Raw genomic sequence first — 24,773 nt, forward strand, 5'->3', positions numbered from 1 at the left:
TTTTTCTTACTGTTCTTTGCGAATATGTATATCCTGAATAGACTGTTTCGGTGCATGAAATCTGCTCTCGGCTTCACTTCTTGCCTCGGCAAAAGCCCGCGCCTCCACATGATCTTTGTAGACATCCAGCTGAATCAAATACAGCGGGCGCACTTTAAATCCATGAATAATGGTCACCGCCCATAACGGGACCACAATAAAAACACCGGGCAGATCGGGCAAAACAAAACCAAACGCAAAAATGAAAAAATAAATGATGCCGTACATGATCCACTTTCTATTTCTAACCTTGATGCCAATAAATAAAAAGGCAAAAAAACTGGTAATGGCAAAAGGCATGAAAATAAACAGCATCCACCAGCTATGCAGCCATTCCCAAGCGGAACCTCTTTTTGTAATTCCCATATTTTTCTCCTCCTATTTACCTATAATAATCGATTAGGCATACCGCGTCACCCATAAACGGGAAAAACTTTCTCCTTTAAAAATAGTGATAGACGGAGAACAGGTTTCTTGCTATATTATTAATTGATAATGATAATCATTACTAATCTATTGAGATACATAGTGGGAGGGTTCTTGATGAAAAAGAACATATTGCTCGTGGGCATGCTTGTGCTGCTTCTCATGTTTGTCAGCGCTTGCAGCGGCACGGCTTCTAAAGGGAGCTCAAGCGATTCTGCTTCCGAAAAAACAGAAATGAGAACATACAAATCACCAAAAGGGAACGTCAACATTCCTGCACATCCGAAACGCATCGTCACTGATTTTTATGCCGGTGAATTGCTGTCTGTCGGGGCCAATGTGGTCGGCTCAGGCTCATGGTCATTTGATAATCCGTTTTTAAAATCAAAGCTGAAAAATGTGAAGGATGTCGGTGATCCAATCAGCGTTGAAAAAGTGATGGAGCTTCAGCCTGACTTAATTGTTGTCATGAATGAAGAGAATGTTGATAAATTAAAGAAAATCGCTCCGACTGTTGTCATACCTTATAACACAGCGAAAAACGTAGAGGACACAGTCAGCATGTTCGGAGATATCGCCGGAGCGAAAGACAAAGCAGAATCATTTATGGCTGACTTTAACAAAAAAGCGGAAGCAGCTAAAAAGAAAATTGCCGGCGTCATCGACAAAGATGCGACCTTCGGCATTTATGAAAACACAGACAAGGGCGAATTCTGGGTGTTCAATGACAATGGCGGACGCGGCGGCCAAGCTGTATACAATGCACTTGGGTTAAAAGCGCCTGAAAAAATTGAGCAAGATGTCATCAAAAAAGGAGAGATGAAACAGCTCTCTCAAGAGGTTATTCCTGAGTATGCCGCAGATTATATGTTCATTACGGATTACAACCCGAAAGGCGAAAGCAAAACACTCGACAAGCTGGAGAATTCCTCTATTTGGAAGAACCTTGACGCTGTTAAACATAATCGCGTGTTTATCAATGACTTTGACACGTTCTACCCGTACGACCCGATTTCTGTCAGCAAACAGGTGGATATCATCACCGACATGCTGATCAAACGGGCCGAAGAAAATAAAAAATAAAAAAACGGCACAGTCATGACGCTGTGCCGTTTTTTATGGTTCACTTTAATTTTGACTGTACGGAGTCCGGCATATCTTCAAACTTGACTTCTTCCCAAGTCTCGACATACTTTCCTTTCGCCTTCACCTTCAAATACGCGTTCTTCCGAAGCTCTTTGCCGGCGAAAAAGGTCACTTCTTCTTTTTTCCCGGATGCATTATATCCGTCTAATGTATATTCAGTACCGCCCGGACTAAGATGTCTGCCATCTCGATCAATCTGAACATAGACATCTTGCTGGTGAATAAACGGATTAAATCTGTCTGTAACATCGTTATGAAAAAAGAGAAGCCCGCATATTACGGCAGCAGCCGCCAAGACGGCCAGGATTGCCATTGCTTTTTTCATCTTTGCACTCCCCTTACTTGTTCATTTTTTTCAAATAGCTTGACCGCACCGCGAGGAAGAATAGAAGCTGAAAAATGAAAAACCCTCCGATGGTGAGACTGAGCGGCCCCGCGACATCAGAATAGCCTTCCACAGCCAATGTTCTCAAGGCAAACAGTGTATGCATGACGGCAATGACAAATGGAAAGAAGAAAAGAATCGCCAATTGTATTGTCACGCTTTGTGCCATTTCACGCTCACTCAGGCCGATTTTGGCCAGTGAACGGTAGCGCTCCCGGTCTTCATCTAAATCAGTGAACAGCCTGAAATATAAGAAACTTGCTGCCGCGACAAAGAATACAATTGCGATAAACAGGCCGATAAATAAACTCAGGCTCGGCAGCTGCACCGTATCATAGTAAGTCCCGGCTTTTGAAGCAAAGTCAGAATGCACGTCGATATAATTGCCGTAAATCTCATTTTGCAAGGATTGGCTGATCTCAAGACTGTCTTTCCAATGATCATAGCTGTAGCCGTATAATGACGCTTTATCACCGAGTGATTTCAGCTGATCAAAGGTTTGATCATTCACCGCGATGATGGCATTCAATGAGATCAGCGGTTTTTTGACTTCTTTTACCGACAGTTTTTGATCAGACAGCTCCCCTTTTTGGTTCAGCAGCTTCAGCTGATCCGGCGCTTCGTTTTTGAAATTGCGGTCATACGTTCCCGGGAAATAGACAGCCTCGTCTTCTTTCAGGCCGTTCACTTTGACATGGAAGTATTTTGCCGCATCCGATTCACTGATCATGTAAACAGGGGGAACAGTTTCTCCTTCCTGATAGCGAACATAGGAAACATCTATTTTGTCTTTCTTATACGTAAAGCCGTGTGTTTTCAGTTCATGGTCAATATCTTTCAAATGAGTCTGTTCTTTTGGATTGTTGCTGTAAGATAAATACTCCATTTCATAAGCGGACTCTTCCGCCCCGACGGTCGATTTGTACATCGCGAGCACGCCTGTCGCAGTAAACGCAACCGCGGAAATAATGCTGACAATAAAGAACAGGCGGGCGTTGTCTTTTAAACGATAGACAAGGTCAGAAACCCAGATGACGTTTTTCCCGCGCAGATAAAAGGTTTTCCACTTCTTCAGTGCGCGCAGAATCCATATGCTGCTTTGGCTGAAAAAGAAATAAGTTCCGATGACGGTGAGCAGTAAAATGATAAACGGTTCGGCCCCGTGGACATTGCCTTTAAGAACCATGCCGTACCCGCCGCAAAGACAGGCGATGCCGAATAAGGACAGAAGCACGGACGGCTTAGGCTCCGGCTTAATCTTGTCAGTGCCCTTTATTAATTTGATAACCGTATTTGATCTGACAAAAAGGATCGTAAACTGCGATAAAAAGAAAAATAAGAGCAGAAATCCGCAGGCCGTAATACCGAGCGCTTTCCAAGGCATATACAAAGGCAGCGCGTCCATTTCTAAAATATAAGCGCCGACCGTAAAGAACGTCTTTGAAAAAATGAATCCTCCGATAATGCCGGCTGCAATTGACATGACGCCGATGATCATATTTTCCGCCGTAATGAGCTTTCTCAGCTGACCCGGCGTGATGCCCTGCATGAGCAGAATGCCGAATTCTTTATTTCTCGATTTCAAAAATGCGTTAACCGAATACAGAACAAATAAGAAAGAAAAAACAAAGATCATCCATTCCGCAGCGGTTAAGCCTTTTTTGGCGATGTTATTCAGGTAGCCTTCCTTTAATGCCGGATGAAACAGGAACATCGCAAAGGTAAAGAAAATCAAAACGGAAAAGGCGCTGCTTAAAAAGAATGCAAGATAGGCCCTTTTGTTTCTCGTGACGTTTTTATAAGCGAACTGAAGAAAGGTCATTTGCGTTTCCCCCCAGCATAGACAGCACATCAAGAATTTGTTCATAAAAGACTTGGCGGTTTTCCCCGCGGTAAATCTCATTAAACAATTCGCCGTCTTTTATAAAGATGACGCGGCGGCAGTAGCTTGCCGAAACCGGATCGTGGGTCACCATCAAAGCCGTGACATGATCATCCCGATTCAGGCTCTGCAACGTTTCCATGACGTCTTTTGTCGCTTTGGAATCAAGGTTTCCAGTTGGTTCATCGGCCAGAATGAGTGACGGCTTATGAATGACCGCTCTTGCGATGGCGGCCCGCTGGCGCTGGCCTCCGGATACTTCAAACGTCCGCTTGTTAAGCAGGTTTTCGATACCGAGCTTTGCCGCGATGCCGTGCAGTTTTTCTTCCATGACAGACGGCGCTTCTTTTTCAAGCGTTAACGGCAGCATGATATTTTCACCGATTGTCAGCGTGTCCAGAAGGTTGAAATCCTGAAACACAAATCCGAGCTGCTTGCGGCGGAAATGAGCGAGCTTTGTCCGCTTCAGGCGATGCGGGTTTTCTCCGTTAATCAGGATATCGCCTGAATCCGGACGGTCAATCGTTGAAATGATATTCAAAAGCGTTGTTTTTCCGGACCCGGACGGCCCCATCACCGCCGTGAACTCGCCTTCTTCTATTGAAAATGAAATTTGCTTTAAGGCTTGATAGGACACTTGTCCTTTATAGGTTTTATTTATATGTTTGACTTCAAGCATATTCGCCATGAAAATCCTCCTTATGGTTTTATTCTTGTTGATCTGGGCTGCTTTCATGTAGTGCCGGGACGTTCAACATAAAAATCCCCTTGACATAAATCCATGTTATCAAGGGGAAACAAAGCGGGCTATGTTGTTTTCTTAACGCAGCCTTACATTTTTGTAAGAAATGAAAATCGAACTGATGTCCCTTCACCGGGAGACGAGCTGATGTCTACCGTATGATTGAGCTTATCTGTAATTTCTTTGACGAGATGGAGGCCGATTCCCGTAGATTCTTGGAAACGCCGCCCGTTTTCACCGGTGTAATAAGGGTCAAACACCCGCTTGATGTCTTGCGAGGGAATCCCGACACCGTAATCTTTGACTTCAAGCACCGTCCTGTCTTCATCGCGGAAGACATTCAGCTCAAGTCTGTCACTCTTGCCCGCTGAATACTTGACCGCATTTGTGACCACTTGGCCGATCGCAAATTTGAGCCATTTTGCATCGGTGTAAATTTGATGATCATCGCAAACGTTCATTTTCGGATAAACGCGATATTGAATAAAAAATCGTTTATAGCTTTGAATGACTGATTGGAGAAGCTCGGACAGGGAAACCGCTTCGATTTTAAAATCCCGTTCAAACAGGTCGAGCCTTGAAGAATAAAGAAGCGTCTCCAGCCCGAATTCAATCTGCCGGACTTCTTTTTTGATTTGTTCAAAAACGGGCTCGTCCTCTTCTTGAATGATTAAATTAATGACCGACAGCGGCGTCTTTACTTGGTGCACCCATTGATTCATATACGTCACCCGCGCGTCAAGCTTGGCTTCGGTCTCATGGAGCTTCTGGTGCTGCAGCCGGACCAGCTCCATCTGCTTTTCATACAGCTCTGAACAGAACACTGAAGAACCGAGATACGGGATATCCGTCCCTTCCTGCCCCGAGCTGAGCCAATGATACACGCCGCGGTCTTTGTACCAGCGATAGGCAAGATAGCCCGCCAAAATAAGAAGCTGCACGCCCAATATGTAAAACAAGTGAGAAAAAGAATGAAGACCCGCAAACCAGTAATAAAAGAAGACAAACAGCCCTTGAAGGAGAAAAAGCAGAATCAGCACTGCATGAGACCGGAGAAACAGCTTCATGACTGCGCCCTCAGCTGGTAGCCTTCGCCCCGCACCGCTTCAATAGAAACAGGCGCATTCAGCTCCCGCAGTTTTTTTCTGAGCCGCGTGATATACACGTTAAGTGTATTATCATCGATGAATATGTCGGTGTCCCACGTCTTTTCCATGAGACGGTCCCGACTCGTCACCTTTTCTCCCCGCTCAAGCAGCACTTCCAAAAGCTTGCTTTCTTTTTTAGAAAGCAAGCTTTTTTCATCCTGAAAACGCAGTTCAAACCGTTCCACAAAGAGCTGAACGCCGGCATATTCAACCACTTTCTCTCCCTGCTTTGCGGCGTACTCCCCGTACGCCCTCCGGATCTGGCTTTTGATTTTCGCCAGCACAATATCATAAGAAAACGGTTTTTCGATATAATCGTCTCCCCCATTTTCAATCGCCATCACCTGATCCATTTCCCCACTTCTGGCAGAAATAAAGATGATCGGGCTTGTGGAGTGCTGGCGGATCTGCCGGCACCAATAATATCCGTCATATGCCGGCAAATTGATATCAAGCAGCACCACATCGGGCTTTTCCCGCAAAAAGACATCAAGAACAGCTGTAAAATCCGCGGCGACCACTGTTTGATATCCGTATTTTTCAAGGTAATTCTGCAATAGTCCGCGAATGTCTTCACTGTCTTCCACAATCATGATTTTATTCAAACTGAACCACTCCCGTTTCTTACACTGCTGCCATCATCATAATCGTTTTGGGCGTATGGACGCAACACCGCACAAAAAAACCGCCATCTCGGCGGTTTTTGGTCTCTTTAGCCGACCTGCTGCTTAGCTGCTTTACCGGCTGATCCGAACTCTCTCATTTTGCTTCGCACTGTCTCTTCCACGGCTTCAATGCCGGGTGTCAAATAGCCGCGCGGTTCGTACAGATCGCTGTTTTCCTGAAACATGCGGCGTGTTTCGTCTGTCCACGCTACCATACATTCCGTATTGATATTGATCTTCGCGTGGCCGAGCGTGATAGCTTTTTTGATCTGATCCTGCGGAATCCCGGATGCCCCGTGAAGAACGAGGGGAATATCAGTCATGCGGGAGATAGCCTCCATTTCCTTAAATCCGAGATTCGGCTCACCCTGATATTTGCCGTGTACAGAGCCGAGGGCGGCGGCCAGCGCGTCGATATTGGTTTCTTTAACGATCCGCTCACATTCCGTGATATCCGCATAGCGGACCCCGCCGACCAGTCCGTCTTCCATTCCGCCGACCGTGCCGACTTCGGCTTCTACTGATACGCCGTGTTTTGCGGCATAATCGGTGACTTCTTTTGTCATCGCGATATTCTCGTCAATCGGCTGATGGGAGCCGTCAATCATCACTGAGCTGAATCCGGCATCAATGGCCTGTCTGCAGCGTTCCGCACTGCTGCCGTGATCGAGATGAAGCACGACCGGAACGGTAATTGCCATGTCCTCTATTAACGCCCCTACCATGGCGGCAATCGTTTTAAATCCGCCTAAATAGTCGACCAGGCGATCGGAAGCCGCGGCGATGACCGGTGATTGCTCCTTTTGCGCCGCCTGCAAAATCGCCTTCGTCCATTGCAGGCCGTTGATATTAAACTGGCCAATTGCATATTGCTCCCGCTTTGCATCTTCAAGAAGCTCTTTCATCGATACAAAAGCCATGTCCACCCCTCCTTTATCCATTACATGTTGAAGTATTTTGATACGACGTCCACTGTTGTTTTTTTCGCTGTTTGAATGGCTTCCTCAGCAGTCAGCTTATAGTATTCAGGCCGGAAGAGCTCAACCGATACAACATCAGAGAAGCCGATTTCCTTCAGTGCTGATAAGTGGGCATCTAAGTCAATTGCCCCTTGTCCCGGCCATACACGATCCTCATCTGTTAAAAAGCCGATTGGGAAATCTTCTGTATCATCAATATGATAGATGAAGATTTTCTTTCCGTCCGCCTGCTTTAAGCTCTCAATATTTGAACCCATTGCATGGAAGTGAAAACTATCAAGGACAAGCCCGACATTGTCACGGTTAACTGTGTTTACGATCTCATACGCCTGTTCAAACGTATTGACCGTACATTGCGGATGGCCGACAAATTCAAGCGCGATTTTTACGCCGTACGGCTCCGCGATATCTGACAGCTCAGTCAGCACCTCTACACTGCTCTTTTTGATCTCTTCTTTTACAATCTTCTGCTCTGTCACAAGCGGAACGGCCACCACATATTTCACACCGAGGGTTTTGCATGTTTCCATCATGCCTTTAAATTCAGTGATGATCTCGTTGTGGCCCTTTTCATCACGGTTGTTGAAGAAAACGAGTGCGTTTAAGGCAAGCGGTTTGATGTGGTGGGTTTGAAAATATTCCGCAAGGTCATCCAATGAATGGTCTTTTAAGTACTCCGGCAGCTTATCCATTGTACGGATTTCAATATAATCATAGCCATGCTTTTCGCATAGTTCTAAATCCAGTTTAAGGTTTGAATTTTCCAATGTTGTCGCTTCATTAAAACAAAGTTTCATGCCAGACTCCCCCATCTGCGTTTTAGATATGAAGGGAGTTCGGCAGGAAGGCTGTCGCCATATCCCGCCGAACTCCATGCTCAGCTTATGCCAGACCTAATTCTTCTTTCATTTTCTTAAGCATAAATCGGCTTGATTCATCCGCTCTTTCATCGACCCAAGCAAATACGGCATTCGTCGCAATTCCGTCGAACTTCATCTCTCTCAGTTTTCTGAAAATCGTATCAAAATCAACCTCGCCTTGGCCAATGTCCAAATGCTGGTGAACCGTTACTTTCGCGTCAGGCGGATTGACGATGTAGCGAAGGCCATGAGCCGCTTTATGATTATAGGTATCTGCAAATAAAACATGTGTGAGGCGGTCGCCGGCTTCGTCAAACATGGTCTCGATGTCGCCTTTGCCGTCATCATAGAAGAACGTATGCGCAGTCGAGTAGACAAGATTGATCCAATCCTTGTCAAGCGCGCGGATCATATCCATCGCACCTTTGTGCGTTTCGATAAAATCGTATGGGTGGGCTTGAAGATTGAGTTTCACGCCTTCTTTTTCAAAGACTGGCAGAAGCTCATCCATGGATTTGATAAATTTTTCTTCACTTGTTAAAGGATCATATTTCGAACCGCTGAATTCGCTGTTCATCAAATCCACTTCAAGTTCAACCGCAATTTCGATTGCCCGTTTCCAATTGCGCACCGCTGCCTGCCGGCGGTCTTCATCAGGACCCGCCCAGTGGTAAAGAGGAAGAAGCGATGAAAGCTTAACACCTGTATCTCTTAAAAGGCGCTTTAATTGTTTGATCTTTGCTGAATCGACTTTCGGATATTTATAAAACGGGCAAAAATCCTCACGCGGAGACAATTCGATATATTCATAGCCAAGCTCCGCCGTTTTATAGACCGTTTCCTCTAAAGTTAAATCATCACGATACATGGATGGATCCAATGCTAACTTCATATTTTCACTCCTCTGTTTTTTAGTTTTGAACTGTTGTAAAAGATTGATAGAATTCCGGTTTTTCCTTCAATTCAACCTTTTCTTTTTGTCCAGATTCCTGGGCTTTTACACACGCGTCAGTCGTGACAGCAGCAATATAGCCGTCCCATGCCGTCGGTCCGCTGACCTCGCCTTTCTTTTGAATCGAATCAATAAAGTCTTGGATTTCCACATCGTACGCAGCAACAAAGCGTCTCTGCCAATCCATCAAAATATCTGTGCTGAATTTGCCTTCTTTTCTCAAGCTGATGCTTGATGGTTCAGGAAGCTTGATGATGCCGTCTTCTCCGACGATTTCACATTGAATGTCATAGCCATATTTACAGTTCACATAGATTTCAGCATTGATGACGATACCGCCTTTTGTTTCAATCACGACGATTTGCGGATCTTTTAAATGCGGCAGCGCGTTTTTCGATTTTTTCGGGTAGATGACTTGAACGGACTCGTAGTCATCGTTGACGAGCCAGTGCAGCACATCAATTTCATGAACGAGCGTGTCGACTACGGCCATATCGGTTGTGTAGTTATCTCCTACAGTCGGGTTGCGGTGCGCGCAGTGAATCATAAGCGGTTCGCCAATCACATGGTTATCAAGTGCTTCCTTCAGCTGTACGTAACCGCTGTCATAACGGCGCATGAAGCCGACTTGAACAAGGCGTTTGCCCACTTTGATTTCTTCTTCGACAATGCGCATGCATCCTTCAGCCGTTGTCGCGAGCGGTTTTTCACAGAACACATATTTCTGGGCTTTAATCGCTTTCAGCACGCTTGACTCATGCGCAGGCCCCCAGCTTGTCACTAAAACAGCGTCTACATTTTCGTCTGCAAGCAAGCTGTCATCATTCGGATAAAACGTCGCGTTTAATTGGTATTGCTCAACGACCTTTTGTGCAGCTTCTTGATTAACATCCGTTACAGCTACAATTTCCGCGCCTGACAGCTTGTTCGTGATACGGTTAATATGTTCTTTTCCGATTGCTCCAGTTCCAATTACGCCAATACGTAAACTCATTGACAGCCACTCCTTCTGTTGATTACATAATTTTGCTTTCTGTTTCTTGCTTTACTTGGCTCTGAGGAGATCCGTAGAGTTCCTCTTGAATTTGCTCAAGCGACTTGCCAGACGTATTCGGCGCAAAGAGCAGCCCGATGATCATACTGGCCGTCACACATCCGAGAAGAATTGCAGCCATCGTTCCAATGCCGAAATTGGTGATAATCATTGGGACAAACAGACTCCAAATCCCTATTGAAATACGGACAAGGAAAAACATCAGTCCTTGTGCGGAAGCACGATATTGCGTAGGAAAGATTTCACTGGCCCATAACTGATAGTTCGCTTGCTGCCCTGCTCCGTTATTGATGCCGATCACGACAATAAACAGGAGCAGAATCGGCAGGCCTTCAACTGGCAGCAGAAACAGTGTCCACCCGATCACCGCCATGAAAGCGGCGATTCCAAATACGGTTTTTCTATATTTGTCGGCAAAGGGCATGAAGATCAAGGCGACCCCCAATCCTGTGAAGATAAACAGCCCCATTTGCAAAAGGTTGGCCATGTTGGCAGATACACCGCCGACCTGCTGATAAATGTATGGCATAAAGAAGCCCATGACCCCGGCGGCTAAGTTCCAAACCAAATACACACCCATCAAAAACAGTATGCTTTTTAGATACATAGGCTTGAGCAAATCAAAATACGATGTCTTATTCAATACAGCCGGCTTCTCTGCCTGAGCTTCCTCCGGCTGATTTTTTGTCTGCCAGGCGTCTGATTCCGGAAGCCTGATTCTCAGGATGTACGTAATCAGCGCAATCACAAGCAGATGGGCAAATACGATTTTATTCCCCAAGAGTCCCAAGTCACCGGCCAGTACGGAGAGGAGCAGTACAACGACAGCGCCCGCGGCCCAAGCGACTTGTGCTACGCCGCAATGCCTGGCCCGATTCTTCTTTGGCGCATTTTCCGCAATAATGGTCCATGACGCGGTTATGTCAGCCCCTACTGATAAACCGATAATGATGTAACCGCTTAACAACATGGGGAAATTAACCCCGAACAAAACCAAACAAATCCCTAGTGCATAAACCAGCATACTATTGGTATAAACAGCCTTCCGTCCGACTTTATCAGCCAGAAACCCGCCAAGCAGCGCGCCGACAGCGGCAGAAATCGCATTCGCGCTCAGCGCGCCGAGCAGCCCGATTTGTGTATCGGATAGCTTAAGGTAACTGACCCATAATGATAAACCGGCGGAGCCTGCCACAATTGAACCGGCATCAATATAGTTGGCCAATGCTGCCGCGATTGTCCGTTTATTGAAGGCTGAATCTCCATTGGTATTGCCCATATGTTCATTCCCCATTAAGCCAGATCCAACAACTGCTGATCAATATAGTTTCTCGCAATCAATGCATACTCCAGCGGGTTTGCAACATCGGGGTCTTGTTCAGCTTCAATGACAATCCATCCGGAATAACTGTGCTTCAACAGCAGCTGATATACTTCTCTAAAGTCAATGCAGCCGTCACCGGGAACCGTAAACATGCCTTTTAAAAATGATTGCCGGAACGATTGTCCTTCGAGCCTGCATTGTTCCATGACATTCAGGCGGGCATCCTTAAAGTGCACATGCTTAATGCGGCCGATATGCTTCTCAAGCATCCCCATGTAATCGCCGTCAGAAATATACGCATGGCCTGTATCATAGAGGAGGTGTACATGCGCAGGGTCTGTTCCTGCCATCAGGCGGTCCACTTCTTCCGCTGTTTGGACACCAGTGCCGAGATGATGATGATAGACAAGCTTCAAGCCATGCTGAGCGGCAATTTCGCCAAGGTGATTCAGCCCTTCGCAAAGCCGCTCCCATTCATCATCCGTAAAGTGCGGCTTCTCTGTGAACACGTTTTTCTCCAAGCTTTGCACGCTGTACGTTTGTTCAGAGACAACTGCGACATCCGCGTTTACTTGCTGCAAATACTCACAATGCAGGGTAAATGTCTTTGCCGCTTCACCAAGTCCGTCACGCAAAATAAAACTGCTGAACCATTTTCCTGCAATGCGTAAGTTCCGAAGCTTCAGCTCTTTGTTCAGGATGGCAGGTTCGGGGAAAAAGCCCCCGACCTCCGTGCCTTGAAAACGTGCGACAACGATATCACTTAACAAATGCTGAAGTGTATTTCCCGCTCCAATTTCAGGCATGTCATCATTCCGCCACCCAATGGGAGCGATTCCCCACAGGATTTCATTTTTGCCCATCTTGGTGCCTCCCCTCTAATACTGCTTCGCAGATTCCAGCTTTTTCTCTTTTGCTTCGTATGCCTTCTGAACGCTTTCTTGTTCAGATACCTCTGCCACCCCGACATGCCACCAGCTGTCATAGCCGTCCGTCATTGTTTTAGGCAGCACCTTCATTTCAATTAATGTTGATACATCCTGTTTCTTCGCATCCTCTAACGCTGCTTTTAATTCTTCTACTGTGTTTGCGCGGTAGGTTTTCGCGCCGTATCCCTCAGCGACTTTCGCGTAATCGACATTCAGGATTTGGTTGTCATCTGTGCGGAACTCGCAATAGTAGCTGCCGCTGCCGTGATCCATTTGCAGGTTGTTGATGCATCCGAATCCTGAGTTGTCAAAGAGCAGCACATTGATTTTCTTGTTGTATTGAATCGCCGTGATCAATTCAGAATGAAGCATCAGGAAGCTGCCGTCTCCGACGATTGAATACACTTCTCTGTCAGGGTGGGCCAGTTTAAGACCGAGTGTCCCGGACACTTCATAGCCCATGCAAGAATACCCATACTCCAGGTGATACGTATTCGGAACATTAGAATGCCACAGACGCTGCAAATCTCCTGGGAGTGAGCCTGCTGAACAGATGATGACACTGTCTTCAGGAATCGTCTCGTTGATTGTCAGCAATGCCGTTGTTTGCGGAAGCTCCGTATTCAACGCGTCAGCATATTCATTCAGGACCTCTTGAGAAAAATGATGTTTGATTTCCGGATCAAATGCTTCCCGCTTAAACGTCACTTTGCTGAGACGCTCGCGTTCAGCTAGCCATTCGTCCTTCAGCTCCCGAATCGTTGTGCCGAACTCGCTCTCATAGCCTTCAAGCAAGGCATGCAGTTTGCCAAGCGTCACTTTCGCATCCGCTACCACTTGGAATGCATCAAGTTTATACGCCTGCATTCGGCTGACGTTAATGTTCAAAAACTTCGCCTTATCAAAATCAAAAGCGGTCTTAGAGGATGTCGCAAAATCTGTATACCTTGTGCCGATGCCAATAATCAAATCAGCTTGGCGGGCCGCTTTGTTTGCCGCAAGTGTACCTGTGATGCCCATTCCGCCAAGGTTGTTCGCAAAATCAGCCTCAACAGTAGACTTTCCTGCCTGCGTTTCAACTAACGGAATGTTATAGGCTTCAGAAATGGCGACCAATTCATCGCGCGCACCGGAATATTTTGCGCCTCCGCCGACGAGAATCACAGGTTTTTTGCTGGATTTAATCAGCTCCGCCGCTCCTTGAAGCTCGCGCTCGCTCGGCTGCATGCGATCAATATAGTGAACCCGTTTGACGAAGAAACTTTCATCAAAATCGTATGCTTCCCCTTCAACATCCTGAGAAATACAAATCGTTGCCGGACCTGCTTTTGCCGGATCAGTCATGACTTCAAACGCGCGCAGCAAACTGCTCATCAGCTGCTCAGGGCGCGTAATGCGGTCCCAGTATCTCGATACAGGCTTCAATGCATCGTTTGTCGTAATCGCCGCACTGTATTCTTGCTCCATTTGCTGCAGTACAGGGTCTGGCTGTCTTGTCGCAAATGTGTCTGCCGGAATCAAGAGAACTGGGATATTGTTTGCCAATGCAGTGCCGGCTGCCGCCACCAAGTTAGCCGCTCCAGGTCCGACGGATGTAGACACCGCATATATTTTTCTTCTCAGCATTTGCTTGCTGTACGCCATGGCCGCATGCGCCATTCCTTGTTCATTTTTCCCTTGATAGACTTTCAAATGGCCTGCATCCTGCTCAAGCGCCTGCCCGATCCCTAATACGTTTCCATGACCGAAAATCGTGAAGATCCCTTCGACAAAAGGCTCTTCCTTTCCATCTACATGGATGTACTGCTGGTTTAAGAATTTAATCAGCGCCTGTGCTGTTGTTAAGCGAATTTTCTTGCCCACAAACGATCCCACCTTTACTCGATCTTTTTCAATTATGACTGTGCTTCAATAAGCTGTACGATTTCATCAGCAGTCGGCATCGATTCTGACGAACTGTGCTTGCTCACCACAATGGAAGCTGAAGCACTGCCGTATTTCAATGCCGTTTCGATGTCTTTTCCGGTGACAAGGCCATAGATAAAGGCTGACGCATAGGAGTCACCGGCTCCAAAAGTTTTCAGCACTTTTGTCTTGTACGCTTGAGCGCGGAATACCTCGCCGGATTTGCTGTATGCGTAAGAGCCTTCGACGCCGTGTTTGATGACAACGAGGTCGGCTGAATGGCCAAATAAATGATTGACGGATTCTTCATTGCTTCCGCCTGTGCGGTTTTCCATCACATCAAATTCATCGCGTGTGCCGATGACGATATCAGACTGCTCGGCAACCAAAGAATAATAAACGGCTGTTTCATCTGATGACTGCCACGTATACGGGCGGTAATCCAGTTCGAACACCACTTTAACCTGATGCTTCTTCGCGTATTGAACAGCTTTTAATACCGCTTCCCGTGACGGGCTTTTGGCGAGCGCTGTCCCGGAAACAAGCAGCATTTTCGCATTTGCGATATAGTCTTCGCTTACCTCTGAAGGCTCAAGATAAAGATCCGCCACATCATCGCGATACATTAAAATGCTGCATTCTTCAGGGCTGAGGATTTCTGTAAATGCAAGGCCTGCTTTGTGTCCATCTTGATCAACAACCATCTGTGTTGTATCAACGCCGGTCTTTCTCATATAGGACTCTATGAATCTTCCATGCTGGTCATCCGGAATTTTGCCGATGAAGCCCGCTTTTAAGCCAAGCTTCGCGCTGCCGATCGCGATATTCGCAGGTGAACCGCCGACATATTTCGAAAATGTCATCGTTTCTTCCATTGGGCGGTTGTATTCGACTGCGTTCAGATCAATACATGCCCGGCCGATGGCAACAATATCAAAAGCCTTCTCTTCATTGAATGTATACTTCATCGTAAACAGCCACTCCTCACTTGTTAGCGTTCTAAAATCCATTCATGCGCCGGGTCGTTATAAAACTTCCATTTTCGCGTCGGCCCTGCCATGACATTTAAATAGTAGGATGTGTATCCGTCCGGAACGCCTACCGGGTGGTATCCCGCAGGAACAATGACAACGTTTTCATTTCCCACAGTCATTGTCTCGTCAATAGAACGGTCATCTGTGTATACGCGCTGAAACACAAAGCCCTGTCCCGGGTCTAACTCATGGTAGTACGTTTCTTCTAAGAAAGATTCTTCCGGCAAGTTGTCTTGGTCATGTTTGTGAGGCGGGTAGCTGGACCAGTTGCCGCTGTCTGTATAGACTTCAACTACTAATAGACTGTTAGCTGAAGGGTCTGAATCCGGAAGAATGTTATGAACAGTACGTTTGTTTGAAAATTGCCCGCGATGCTCAATTCCGTTGTCTTCCGCTTTGATCAGCTTTGTCGGAAGCTGCTTTTCCGATGGAGAATAGCAAAGCGCCACTCTTGCGTCGCTGACCGCTGTGATCTCAAATGCACGGTCATTTGAAATATAGACGCTGTCTGTCGGTTTTCGTTCAAATACGCTTTCGCGCGTGCCGATATTCTCAAAAGTCGACTCATGATCTGTCACTGTAATTTTCCCCGTTACCGCCACAATACAGATTTCTTGTTTTTTCAATTCTTCTGTATAGCTTGAACCTGATGCAAGATCTAACACTTTAAACTCTACATAAGTGAGATCAGAGTTGGATGTCGTTACTTCGTGCACGAGTTTGACCCCATTAGACACTTCATGCGACTGCGGCTTACGCAACAAATAACTCATAGAGAAGCCCTCCTCTTTCTATTGGCAGAATGAGTCCGAACAGCGCACATGGACGCCGTTCGGCTGTTCGTCGTTTAGTTGAAATCAGGTGCCGGATATCTTGCCGTCACCACTTTTTTACGTGTATAGAAGTCGACGCTGTCTTTTCCGTTCGCATGCAGCGTTCCAAAGAATGAAGATTTCCAGCCTGAGAATGGGAAGAACGCCATTGGAGCCGGCACACCAAGGTTGATGCCTAGCATTCCCGCATCAATGTTTTCACGGAAGTAGCGGATTGCGTTTGAGTTGGATGTGAACAAGCAGGCGCCGTTCGCAAACTCAGACTTATTGGCGATTTCAATCGCTTCTTTCAGGTTTTTCACACGGATGACAGATAAGACCGGAGCGAAAATTTCATCTTTCCAGATCGTCATTTCTGTTGTGACATTGTCAAAGATCGTCGGGCCGACAAAGTAGCCGTCGTCAGACACATTTTCACGTCCGTCACATACGAGTCTGGCACCTTCTTCAAGACCTTTTTCGATATAGCTGAGCGTGCGCTTCTTGTTGTCTTCGCGAATCACCGGTCCTAAGAACACGCCGTCATCAAGGCCGTTACCGATTTTAATGTCCGCCACTTTTTCCTGCAGCTTCGCCATAAATTCATCGGCGATTCCTTCTTCAACTGTCACAACCGCACAAGCCATGCAGCGTTCACCGGCAGAACCGAAGGCAGCTCCAACGATGTTTGTAACCGTGTCTTCAAGATTCGCATCGTTCAAGACAATCGTATGGTTTTTCGCGCCAGTCAGAGATTGAACGCGTTTTAAGTTTTCGCTTCCTTTTTTGTAGACGTATTCGCCTACTGGCTTGGAGCCTACAAATGAAATCGCTTTAATTTCGGGATGCTCGAGGATGCCGTTCACAACGTCATGCGCACCGTATACGACGTTGAACACCCCTTTCGGAAGGCCCGCTTTTTCAAAAAGCTCAACCAATTTCTCTGTTAACAGCGGAGTCCGCTCAGATGGCTTTAAAATAAATGTGTTGCCGAGCGCGATCGCCATCGGGAACATCCAGCAAGGAACCATCATCGGGAAGTTGAATGGCGCGATTCCGCCGACAACTCCGATTGGGTAACGGTAGTTCGCCGCTTCAACGTCCGTTGCGATGGAAGCAAGTGAGTCACCCATCATCAGGGAAGGTGCTCCAGCGGCGAACTCTACGTTTTCAATCCCGCGTCCCACTTCACCTAAAGCTTCTTTCGTGTTTTTTCCGTTTTCAATGGTAATTAGATGAGCAAGTTCTTCTCTATGCTGGGACAGCAGCTGCTGGAAGTTAAATAGAATTCTGGCGCGGCGAGGAACCGCCACCTTTGACCATGTTTTAAATGCTTCAGCCGCTGTTTGCGCTGCGTAATCAATATCCTCTTTTGTAGAAATCGGCACTTGGCATAGCACTTCTTTCGTCGCCGGATTGACGACATCTTCATATTGATCTGTTTTGCTTTCAACCCATTCACCGTTGATGTAGTTTTTTAATTTTCTGATTTCTGCCATTCTTATTGCCTCCTTCATTAGTAAACACATACACTTGTATGGATGGTTCCGGATAGATTCATATCAATATCCACTTTTCAGCAAGCCAAGAATTAAACGCTTTCAAAAACACCAAAAAAATAAATGGCGGATGCATATTTACATACAAGCAACCATTTCATGCACAACAGGTTACTTTTTGGTTATTTCTTGGTTATATTCTAATCGCATAATACCCATAAGTCAATCATAAACACTACATTTTTTCATTATTTTTATTATATTAATCTTTTAATCAAGTAATAGAGGTAAGAGAAGCCCGTCGAATCTTGCAAAAGATATACACCGATGTTATCATTTTTTAAGCAACTATTGATTAACTTTTGGTTTTTATTATATATTTATGTTACGTAAAGATTCAAGAAGGAGTTTTTTATATGAAACTGATGCGGATTCAGGAAATGGAGGAGTACATTTTATCGCATGGCACTGTTTCCTTAGATGAGCTGTGCCAGGTGTTCAATGTCTCCAAAAACACAGTCAGACGTGATATCAACAAGCTAACAGAAAAGGGTGCGATTGAAAAAGTATACGGCGGCGTAACATCTATTGAAAAAACCGCATTAGTTCCTTTTGAAAATCGCACCATTCAGCACCAGGATGAAAAAACAAAAATCGCCCATTATGCTTCCCGATTTATTGAAGATCACGATTTGGTCTTCATTGATTCAGGAACGACGACAAAGTCTATTCTTGATACGCTTGATCCAGCCAAAAATGTCACCATCTTAACCAACAGTTTAGACATTATCAATGCGGCGTCAGCTTTGAAGAATATCAACTTAATCATTATCGGAAACAACTATAAGAGAAAAACCCGCTCCTTTGTCGGCATGGACGACCCGGCTATGCTTGATAAGTACAATATCAACAAAGCCTTTATGTCCGCTACCGGAACGACGCTGACTCACGGATTGACCAATTCGGATCTGCTGGAGTATGAAATTAAAAAGAGGATTTCAGAAAAAGCAAAAGAAGTGTATCTATTGGCTGACCATTCTAAATTCGGAAAATCAACGCTTCTGACGTATGCACCGTTTGACAGGCTGCATTGCATTGTGACCTCTCAGCCATTAGACGACGAGTACACGCAGTACTGCAATGAGCATCAAATCGGCATTCATCTGGCCTAACGTTTACAATAGTGTTGAGAGTCTATCATCCATTTTATTCTAGGAGGCAGATCATGAAAAAAGCGAAGCTCGGAAAATCAGACTTGCAGGTATTCCCTATCGGATTAGGAACAAATGCTGTCGGAGGACATAACCTCTACCCGAACCTAAATGAAGAAACCGGAAAAGAATTGGTGCGCGAGGCGATCCGTAATGGCGTGACAATGTTAGACACCGCTTATATTTACGGGATCGGCCGTTCCGAAGAATTAATTGGTGAAGTGCTGCGTGAATTCAACCGTGAAGATGTTGTCATCGCTACAAAAGCCGCTCACAGAAAACAAGGCAATGACTTTGTCTTTGATAATTCACCAGAATTTCTTAAAAAATCAGTTGATGAAAGCCTGAAGCGCTTGAATACCGATTATATCGATTTGTTCTACATTCACTTCCCTGACGAACATACGCCTAAGGATGAAGCCGTTAACGCGCTGAATGAGATGAAGAAAGCCGGAAAAATCCGCTCCATCGGTGTATCCAACTTCTCTTTAGAGCAATTGAAAGAAGCAAACAAAGACGGTTTGGTAGATGTATTGCAAGGCGAATACAACCTGTTAAACCGTGAAGCGGAAAAAACATTCTTCCCGTATACGAAGGAGCATAATATTTCATTTATCCCTTACTTCCCGCTCGTATCAGGTTTATTGGCAGGAAAGTATACAGAAGATACAACGTTCCCAGAAGGCGACCTGCGAAACGAACAGGAACACTTCAAGGGCGAGCGTTTCAAAGAAAATATCAGAAAGGTCAACAAGCTTGCGCCGATTGCCGAAAAACACAACGTGGATATCCCTCACATCGTATTGGCCTGGTATTTAGCAAGACCGGAAATTGATATTTTAATCCCTGGAGCAAAACGTGCCGATCAGCTGATTGATAACATCAAAACAGCCGACGTGACGCTTTCTCAAGAGGATATTTCATTTATTGATAAGCTGTTCGCATAAGAAGAAAACAGCCTTCTCCATTGGGGAAGGCTGTTTTCTTGTGCAATAAATTTCTAGAAGCAAAATCTTACAAAAAGAGCCATACATCCGATAAAATAAAGGTAGTTTATCTCAGAAAGAAAGTGATGAAAAAGTAAAAGCATGCAATGTTAATCTCACCTAGAAATATAGACTCATAACAAGCAAAAAAGCTGATCCAGCTTCTTTGATTCGCAGCTCAGATTAACGGGCCGTTTCGGCGGCCTATGGAGGAAACAGAATGAAACTTAAATATGTAAAAGCCTTAGTTGCAGTAACCGTTGCTTTAGGTGTACTGCTGCCATCAACGATTTCTCATGCAAAAAGCTTTAGCGGCCGCTCATCATCTAGTTACAGCAGCCGAAGTTCAAGCTCGTCATACAGCGGAAGCTATAAATCAAGCCCGAAATCAAGCTACAGCTCAGGATCAAGCTCTTCTAGCAAAAAATCCAAGACGCCTGACGATTCATCATCATCGATTTCGCTTAAAAAGAAGCCTTCGGAAAAGGCAAGCTCATCAAGCTCTAAAAAATCGTCAGGCACCTTTTCCGGCGCTACATCAAAAGTAACCGGAAAGACATACAGCGGAAAAACGTCTAAAGCTTATGTTGGCGGACGTTATGTTTCAGTCAATCATTACTATCACGCAGGTTTCGCGCCATCAGGATGGTTTGGATATTATAGCGGATTTACAATGGGTATGTTCATGATCAGCATGATGCACCCATGGGGTTACACCTATCATCCAGTCGGAGGCCCAGGCTATGTTTCTTATGGCGCTTCACCCATTGCCTGGATCGTTGATATCATCGCTTTGATCATTATTTTAATCATTGTCATCGCATTGATTCGCGCATTTAAAGCACCGAAGACGTACAGAAGGAGATTTTAGGCAATGAGATTAATATTAAATGAGCAAGAAATTGTAGACGGAATTTGCGTGTATATTTCCAATGAAGAAGATATCTACCCTGAAGACGTTGAAGTAAAGGAGCTATCTTACAACAAGCGTACAGGGTTCTTCGCTGAAGCCACATTTGGCCTGCACCACAAGCAGCTTATGGCAGATGACATTTCAGAAGGCATTATTCAGTTCTTAGAGGAATACCACAACTTCAATCCGGACGTTACCGTCGTTGAATTGCAATTTGATAAGAAAAAAGGCTTCTCCGCCTTGGTTTTCGTCAACGAAGCAGAAGAATAAAAATGTCTTAATCAAAACCTTACTCCGCGCGGGTAAGGTTTTTTAATGGTTTCTCTGAGCATATCTCGAAGTTATTTCGTTTTTCCTAAACTCAGCGGATCTGTGATCATCTCTTTAAGCTTTAATGTTTCCGTTTTTTCAAAACAAATGTTTCAAATGAGATAGGAAATGGGTACTAATCTATTAACTTTGTTACATATTTTAGATACTCATTGGCTCAACAACTGAGGAGGAGACATTTGTGAAGAAAGACACAAGGAAATATATGATCTACTTTTTCGGCGCTTTAGGGGGACTGCTATATGGTTACGATACAGGTGTTATCTCCGGAGCACTCCTGTTTATCAATAACGATATTCCTTTAACGACATTGACAGAAGGATTGGTTGTCAGCATGCTGCTCCTTGGCGCGATTTTCGGTTCTGCCTTGAGCGGCACATGCTCAGACCGCTGGGGCAGGAGAAAGGTTGTATTTGTCCTTTCCATCATTTTTATTATCGGTGCGCTCGCTTGCGCATTTTCTCAAACAATCGGCATGCTGATTGCATCTAGGGTGATACTCGGGTTGGCCGTCGGCGGTTCAACGGCACTTGTGCCCGTGTATCTTTCCGAAATGGCACCGACGAAAATTCGCGGGACACTCGGCACAATGAACAACTTAATGATTGTCACCGGGATTTTGCTCGCCTATATCGTTAACTACCTGTTCACACCGTTTGAAGCGTGGCGCTGGATGGTCGGTCTGGCTGCAGTGCCTGCCGTGCTTCTATTAATCGGCATCGCCTTCATGCCGGAATCGCCAAGATGGCTCGTGAAGCGCGGCCGCGAAGAAGAAGCGAGACGCATCATGAACATCACTCATGACCCCAAAGACATCGAAATGGAATTGGCAGAGATGAAGCAAGGGGAAGCGGAGAAAAAAGAAACGACACTTGGCGTGCTGAAAGCCAAGTGGATTCGCCCTATGCTTCTGATTGGCGTCGGCCTTGCCATTTTCCAGCAGGCAGTCGGCATTAACACGGTCATCTACTACGCGCCAACCATTTTTACGAAGGCCGGTCTTGGCACATCAGCTTCGGCGCTCGGCACAATGGGGATCGGCATCCTCAACGTCATCATGTGTATCACTGCCATGATCTTAATTGACCGTGTCGGCCGCAAAAAACTTCTGATCTGGGGAAGTGTCGGCATCACACTGAGCCTTGCTGCTTTATCAGGCGTGCTCCTGACACTGGGGCTTTCCGCATCAACAGCGTGGATGACAGTAGTCTTTCTCGGTGTCTATATCGTCTTTTACCAGGCGACATGGGGTCCGGTAGTGTGGGTGCTCATGCCTGAGCTCTTCCCGTCCAAAGCACGCGGAGCCGCGACAGGGTTCACGACTTTGGTGTTATCGGCAGCTAACCTGATCGTGTCGCTTGTCTTCCCGCTGATGCTAAGCGCGATGGGCATCGCATGGGTCTTTATGGTTTTCTCAGTCATTTGTCTTCTCTCATTTTTCTTCGCGTTCTACATGGTACCGGAAACCAAAGGGAAAAGCTTGGAGGAAATTGAAGCAAGCCTGAAAAAACGGTTTAAAAAGAAGAAAAGCACCCAAAACCAAGTGCTGAATGAGCGTACATTATAAAAAAAGGAATCGTCTCCTTATGGGACGATTCCTTTTTCTGTTTACACCATGACCTTGCAAATATTGTTCGTAAATTCCACAGGGTCCTGAATCGGCAGGCCTTCGATGAGAAGCGCCTGATTGTACAGAAGGTTTGTGTACAGGCTCAGCTTCTCTTTATCTTGTTCAAACGCGTCCTGCAGCGTTTGGAATACCTCGTGATTTGGGTTGATTTCCAGCACTTTTTCCGCCTTCACATTTTGGCTGTCAGGCATCGCGTTTAAGATTTTTTCCATCTCAATTGTCACTTCGCCGTCAGCAGCAAGGCAGACTGGATGTGATTTAAGCCGTTTTGAGATTCTGACGTTTTTCACTTTGTCTGACAGAATGTTTTTCATTTCCTCAAACAGATCCTTATACTTGCTTTCCTCTTCCTCGGACTGCTTTTGATCCTCATCCGTGTCTATGCCAAGGTCTCCGCTTGATACGGACTTGAATTCTTTTTCCTGATAAGAAGCCAGCATTTTAATTGCAAACTCATCGATGTCCTCAGTAAAGTAGAGGATTTCATAGCCTTTGTCCGCCACCATTTCCGTTTGCGGCAGTTTCTCAATGCGGTCGTAAGAATCACCGGTCGCGTAATAAATGTATTTTTGCTCCTCTGGCATTCTGGAAACATACTCGTCTAAGCTGACCAGTTTTTTCTCTTTTGAAGAGTAGAATAATAGGAGATCCTTCAATTGATCCTTATTCGCGCCAAAATCATTATACACGCCGAATTTCAGCTGTCTGCCGAACGACTTGTAGAACGTCTCGTATTTCTCGCGGTCTTTTTTCAACAGGCTTTGCAGCTCGCTTTTGATTTTCTTGCTGATGTTTTTCGCGATCAGCTTCAGCTGGCGGTCATGCTGCAGCATTTCTCTGGAAATGTTCAGCGATAGATCCTCAGAATCGACCATGCCCTTCACAAAGCTGAAGTGGTCCGGTAGCAGGTCTGCGCACTTATTCATGATCAGCACGCCATTGGAATACAGCTCCAAGCCTTTCTCATATTCCTTGGAATAGTAGTCAAACGGCATGTTTTCAGGGACGAATAGAATCGCGTTGTAGCGAACGGCTCCATCCACACTGATATGAACGTGTGTGAGCGGTTTATCAAACCCGTAATGCTTTTCAGCATAGAATTTTTCATAATCCTCATCTGTCAGCTCGCTTTTGTTTTTTCTCCAGATCGGCACCATGCTGTTGACTGTCTGCTCTTCCTGCACCTCTTCAAATTCATTTTCGCTGCCTTCCTTCGGCTTATTAATGGTTGTATCCATTTTGATCGGGTAGCGAATGAAGTCGGAGTACTTCTTGATGATCGCTTTTAAACGATATTCCTCTAAAAACTCGTCATAGCTGTCATCTTCTGTGTTCTCTTTGATTTTCAGGATAATGTCTGTACCGACAGAATCCTTTTCACACGGTTCAATTGTATAGCCGTCTGCACCCGCAGACTCCCATTTATAAGCCTCTTCGCTGCCAAGCGCTTTACTGATGACTGTCACGACATCGGCAACCATAAATGCCGCGTAAAAACCGACACCGAACTGCCCGATAATGTCATGTCCGTCTTTCAGCTCGTTTTCCTTTTTAAACGCGAGGGAACCGCTTTTTGCAATTGTTCCAAGATGCTGTTCAAGCTCATCCTTTGTCATTCCGATCCCCGTATCAGAGATGGTTAATGTTCTCGCATCTTTGTCAGCTGCGACCTTTATGTAGTAACTGTCTTTATCAAACGTAAGCGCATCGTCCGTAAGCGCTTTGTAATAGATTTTGTCAATCGCATCACTCGAATTGGAGATTAACTCGCGCAGGAAAATTTCTTTTTGGGTATAAATGGAGTTAATCATCATATCCAGCAAGCGTTTAGACTCTGCTTTAAACTCTTTTTTCGCCACTCTTGATCGCTCCTTTACCATTATGTAAACCCTTTTCAGCATCTATTTATCACATAAGATGA

General features: G+C 45.6%; 23 protein-coding genes. 6 read left to right on the forward strand and 17 right to left on the reverse strand.

Translation table 11 applies throughout. The features are described 5' to 3' along the window. Nucleotides 1-6: 6 nt before the first annotated feature. On the reverse strand, nucleotides 7-405 hold the full coding sequence (locus MKY10_RS21190; RefSeq protein ID WP_003227087.1) for a hypothetical protein: 399 nt from the start codon (nucleotides 403-405) through the stop codon (nucleotides 7-9). A 177-nt stretch (nucleotides 406-582) separates the two neighbouring features. Here MKY10_RS21190 and MKY10_RS21195 point away from each other — a divergent pair, with 177 nt between their 5' ends. Further along, nucleotides 583-1,548: an iron-hydroxamate ABC transporter substrate-binding protein gene (locus tag MKY10_RS21195; protein ID WP_077670864.1), complete on the forward strand. Its 966-nt coding sequence runs from the start codon at nucleotides 583-585 to the stop codon at nucleotides 1,546-1,548. Nucleotides 1,549-1,588: 40 nt separating this feature from the next. Here MKY10_RS21195 and MKY10_RS21200 read toward each other — a convergent pair whose 3' ends face one another. The 15 genes from MKY10_RS21200 to iolA all read right to left on the reverse strand — a co-directional run bounded on the left by MKY10_RS21200 (nucleotide 1,589) and on the right by iolA (nucleotide 17,782). Next, nucleotides 1,589-1,936: a YxeA family protein gene (locus MKY10_RS21200; RefSeq protein WP_003227084.1), complete on the reverse strand. Its 348-nt coding sequence runs from the start codon at nucleotides 1,934-1,936 to the stop codon at nucleotides 1,589-1,591. Between the two features lie 13 nt (nucleotides 1,937-1,949). After that, nucleotides 1,950-3,818, reverse strand: a complete 1,869-nt coding sequence (gene yxdM / locus MKY10_RS21205) for an ABC transporter permease YxdM (protein ID WP_114523594.1) — start codon at nucleotides 3,816-3,818, stop codon at nucleotides 1,950-1,952. Continuing rightward, nucleotides 3,793-4,566 (reverse strand): ABC transporter ATP-binding protein YxdL, encoded by a 774-nt coding sequence (yxdL, locus tag MKY10_RS21210; protein ID WP_003243557.1) that lies wholly within the window; start codon nucleotides 4,564-4,566, stop codon nucleotides 3,793-3,795. The genes yxdM and yxdL overlap by 26 nt, the downstream gene beginning before the upstream one ends. A 143-nt stretch (nucleotides 4,567-4,709) precedes the next feature. Then, on the reverse strand, nucleotides 4,710-5,687 hold the full coding sequence (gene yxdK, locus MKY10_RS21215; protein ID WP_024572300.1) for a two-component system sensor histidine kinase YxdK: 978 nt from the start codon (nucleotides 5,685-5,687) through the stop codon (nucleotides 4,710-4,712). Next, nucleotides 5,684-6,373, reverse strand: coding sequence for a two-component system response regulator YxdJ (gene yxdJ / locus MKY10_RS21220; protein WP_029318588.1), 690 nt, complete (start codon nucleotides 6,371-6,373; stop codon nucleotides 5,684-5,686). Before yxdJ ends, yxdK begins: the two co-directional genes overlap by 4 nt. A 107-nt stretch (nucleotides 6,374-6,480) precedes the next feature. Further along, nucleotides 6,481-7,353 (reverse strand): 6-phospho-5-dehydro-2-deoxy-D-gluconate aldolase, encoded by an 873-nt coding sequence (gene iolJ, locus MKY10_RS21225; protein WP_003242766.1) that lies wholly within the window; start codon nucleotides 7,351-7,353, stop codon nucleotides 6,481-6,483. Nucleotides 7,354-7,373: 20 nt separating this feature from the next. After that, the gene (gene iolI, locus MKY10_RS21230) at nucleotides 7,374-8,210 is read right to left on the reverse strand and encodes a 2-keto-myo-inositol isomerase (protein WP_015715014.1); all 837 of its coding nucleotides are present in this window, start codon (nucleotides 8,208-8,210) and stop codon (nucleotides 7,374-7,376) included. An 85-nt stretch (nucleotides 8,211-8,295) separates the two neighbouring features. After that, complete coding sequence (locus MKY10_RS21235) at nucleotides 8,296-9,165, reverse strand: sugar phosphate isomerase/epimerase (protein WP_264240194.1); 870 nt, start codon at nucleotides 9,163-9,165, stop codon at nucleotides 8,296-8,298. A 19-nt stretch (nucleotides 9,166-9,184) separates the two neighbouring features. Then, the gene (gene iolG, locus MKY10_RS21240) at nucleotides 9,185-10,219 is read right to left on the reverse strand and encodes a bifunctional inositol 2-dehydrogenase/D-chiro-inositol 1-dehydrogenase (RefSeq protein WP_003227066.1); all 1,035 of its coding nucleotides are present in this window, start codon (nucleotides 10,217-10,219) and stop codon (nucleotides 9,185-9,187) included. Between the two features lie 22 nt (nucleotides 10,220-10,241). Continuing rightward, complete coding sequence (gene iolF, locus MKY10_RS21245) at nucleotides 10,242-11,558, reverse strand: myo-inositol transporter IolF (RefSeq protein ID WP_032676943.1); 1,317 nt, start codon at nucleotides 11,556-11,558, stop codon at nucleotides 10,242-10,244. Between the two features lie 14 nt (nucleotides 11,559-11,572). Then, complete coding sequence (gene iolE, locus MKY10_RS21250) at nucleotides 11,573-12,466, reverse strand: myo-inosose-2 dehydratase (RefSeq protein ID WP_003227062.1); 894 nt, start codon at nucleotides 12,464-12,466, stop codon at nucleotides 11,573-11,575. A 15-nt stretch (nucleotides 12,467-12,481) separates the two neighbouring features. Then, nucleotides 12,482-14,395 carry a 3D-(3,5/4)-trihydroxycyclohexane-1,2-dione acylhydrolase (decyclizing) gene (gene iolD, locus MKY10_RS21255; RefSeq protein WP_003227059.1) on the reverse strand — a complete coding sequence of 638 codons (1,914 nt, stop codon included), beginning with the start codon at nucleotides 14,393-14,395 and terminating at the stop codon, nucleotides 12,482-12,484. Between the two features lie 32 nt (nucleotides 14,396-14,427). Continuing rightward, nucleotides 14,428-15,405 (reverse strand): 5-dehydro-2-deoxygluconokinase, encoded by a 978-nt coding sequence (iolC, locus tag MKY10_RS21260; protein WP_339225998.1) that lies wholly within the window; start codon nucleotides 15,403-15,405, stop codon nucleotides 14,428-14,430. Between the two features lie 23 nt (nucleotides 15,406-15,428). Then, nucleotides 15,429-16,244, reverse strand: a complete 816-nt coding sequence (iolB, locus tag MKY10_RS21265) for a 5-deoxy-glucuronate isomerase (RefSeq protein WP_003243247.1) — start codon at nucleotides 16,242-16,244, stop codon at nucleotides 15,429-15,431. 74 nt (nucleotides 16,245-16,318) lie between these two features. Then, complete coding sequence (iolA, locus tag MKY10_RS21270) at nucleotides 16,319-17,782, reverse strand: methylmalonate-semialdehyde dehydrogenase (RefSeq protein ID WP_032676940.1); 1,464 nt, start codon at nucleotides 17,780-17,782, stop codon at nucleotides 16,319-16,321. A 416-nt stretch (nucleotides 17,783-18,198) separates the two neighbouring features. Between iolA and iolR the strand changes: the two genes are divergently transcribed. From iolR to MKY10_RS21295, 5 genes are all read left to right on the forward strand, one after another. Next, the gene (gene iolR, locus MKY10_RS21275) at nucleotides 18,199-18,954 is read left to right on the forward strand and encodes a myo-inositol utilization transcriptional regulator IolR (protein ID WP_003227050.1); all 756 of its coding nucleotides are present in this window, start codon (nucleotides 18,199-18,201) and stop codon (nucleotides 18,952-18,954) included. Between the two features lie 53 nt (nucleotides 18,955-19,007). After that, nucleotides 19,008-19,940 carry an aldo/keto reductase gene (locus MKY10_RS21280; protein ID WP_003227049.1) on the forward strand — a complete coding sequence of 311 codons (933 nt, stop codon included), beginning with the start codon at nucleotides 19,008-19,010 and terminating at the stop codon, nucleotides 19,938-19,940. A 259-nt stretch (nucleotides 19,941-20,199) separates the two neighbouring features. Beyond that, nucleotides 20,200-20,850, forward strand: coding sequence for a hypothetical protein (locus tag MKY10_RS21285; protein WP_019712600.1), 651 nt, complete (start codon nucleotides 20,200-20,202; stop codon nucleotides 20,848-20,850). A 3-nt stretch (nucleotides 20,851-20,853) separates the two neighbouring features. Then, nucleotides 20,854-21,162 (forward strand): DUF2653 family protein, encoded by a 309-nt coding sequence (locus MKY10_RS21290; protein ID WP_046161054.1) that lies wholly within the window; start codon nucleotides 20,854-20,856, stop codon nucleotides 21,160-21,162. Between the two features lie 241 nt (nucleotides 21,163-21,403). Beyond that, nucleotides 21,404-22,789, forward strand: coding sequence for a sugar porter family MFS transporter (locus tag MKY10_RS21295; RefSeq protein ID WP_046161055.1), 1,386 nt, complete (start codon nucleotides 21,404-21,406; stop codon nucleotides 22,787-22,789). A gap of 41 nt (nucleotides 22,790-22,830) precedes the next feature. On the opposite strand, the gene htpG is transcribed toward MKY10_RS21295, so the two are convergent. Further along, nucleotides 22,831-24,711 (reverse strand): molecular chaperone HtpG, encoded by a 1,881-nt coding sequence (gene htpG, locus MKY10_RS21300; protein WP_021481039.1) that lies wholly within the window; start codon nucleotides 24,709-24,711, stop codon nucleotides 22,831-22,833. Nucleotides 24,712-24,773 lie beyond the last annotated feature (62 nt).

Source organism: Bacillus sp. FSL P4-0290, assembly GCF_037975435.1.
Lineage (GTDB): Bacteria > Bacillota > Bacilli > Bacillales > Bacillaceae > Bacillus > Bacillus subtilis.

Excerpts from the sequence above, each read along its gene's own strand:
- iolJ (WP_003242766.1), bottom strand. The coding sequence starts at position 7,353 with ATGGCTTTTGTATCGATGAAAGAGCTTCTTGAAGATGCAAAGCGGGAG.
- yxdL (WP_003243557.1), bottom strand. The coding sequence starts at position 4,566 with ATGGCGAATATGCTTGAAGTCAAACATATAAATAAAACCTATAAAGGA.
- iolI (WP_015715014.1), bottom strand. The coding sequence starts at position 8,210 with ATGAAACTTTGTTTTAATGAAGCGACAACATTGGAAAATTCAAACCTT.
- iolE (WP_003227062.1), bottom strand. The coding sequence starts at position 12,466 with ATGGGCAAAAATGAAATCCTGTGGGGAATCGCTCCCATTGGGTGGCGG.
- iolC (WP_339225998.1), bottom strand. The coding sequence starts at position 15,405 with ATGAAGTATACATTCAATGAAGAGAAGGCTTTTGATATTGTTGCCATC.
- MKY10_RS21200 (WP_003227084.1), bottom strand. The coding sequence starts at position 1,936 with ATGAAAAAAGCAATGGCAATCCTGGCCGTCTTGGCGGCTGCTGCCGTA.
- iolB (WP_003243247.1), bottom strand. The coding sequence starts at position 16,244 with ATGAGTTATTTGTTGCGTAAGCCGCAGTCGCATGAAGTGTCTAATGGG.
- yxdK (WP_024572300.1), bottom strand. The coding sequence starts at position 5,687 with ATGAAGCTGTTTCTCCGGTCTCATGCAGTGCTGATTCTGCTTTTTCTC.
- yxdM (WP_114523594.1), bottom strand. The coding sequence starts at position 3,818 with ATGACCTTTCTTCAGTTCGCTTATAAAAACGTCACGAGAAACAAAAGG.
- iolA (WP_032676940.1), bottom strand. The coding sequence starts at position 17,782 with ATGGCAGAAATCAGAAAATTAAAAAACTACATCAACGGTGAATGGGTT.
- MKY10_RS21235 (WP_264240194.1), bottom strand. The coding sequence starts at position 9,165 with ATGAAGTTAGCATTGGATCCATCCATGTATCGTGATGATTTAACTTTA.
- MKY10_RS21190 (WP_003227087.1), bottom strand. The coding sequence starts at position 405 with ATGGGAATTACAAAAAGAGGTTCCGCTTGGGAATGGCTGCATAGCTGG.
- iolF (WP_032676943.1), bottom strand. The coding sequence starts at position 11,558 with ATGGGCAATACCAATGGAGATTCAGCCTTCAATAAACGGACAATCGCG.
- MKY10_RS21290 (WP_046161054.1), top strand. The coding sequence starts at position 20,854 with ATGAGATTAATATTAAATGAGCAAGAAATTGTAGACGGAATTTGCGTG.
- iolG (WP_003227066.1), bottom strand. The coding sequence starts at position 10,219 with ATGAGTTTACGTATTGGCGTAATTGGAACTGGAGCAATCGGAAAAGAA.
- MKY10_RS21280 (WP_003227049.1), top strand. The coding sequence starts at position 19,008 with ATGAAAAAAGCGAAGCTCGGAAAATCAGACTTGCAGGTATTCCCTATC.
- MKY10_RS21195 (WP_077670864.1), top strand. The coding sequence starts at position 583 with ATGAAAAAGAACATATTGCTCGTGGGCATGCTTGTGCTGCTTCTCATG.
- iolR (WP_003227050.1), top strand. The coding sequence starts at position 18,199 with ATGAAACTGATGCGGATTCAGGAAATGGAGGAGTACATTTTATCGCAT.
- MKY10_RS21285 (WP_019712600.1), top strand. The coding sequence starts at position 20,200 with ATGAAACTTAAATATGTAAAAGCCTTAGTTGCAGTAACCGTTGCTTTA.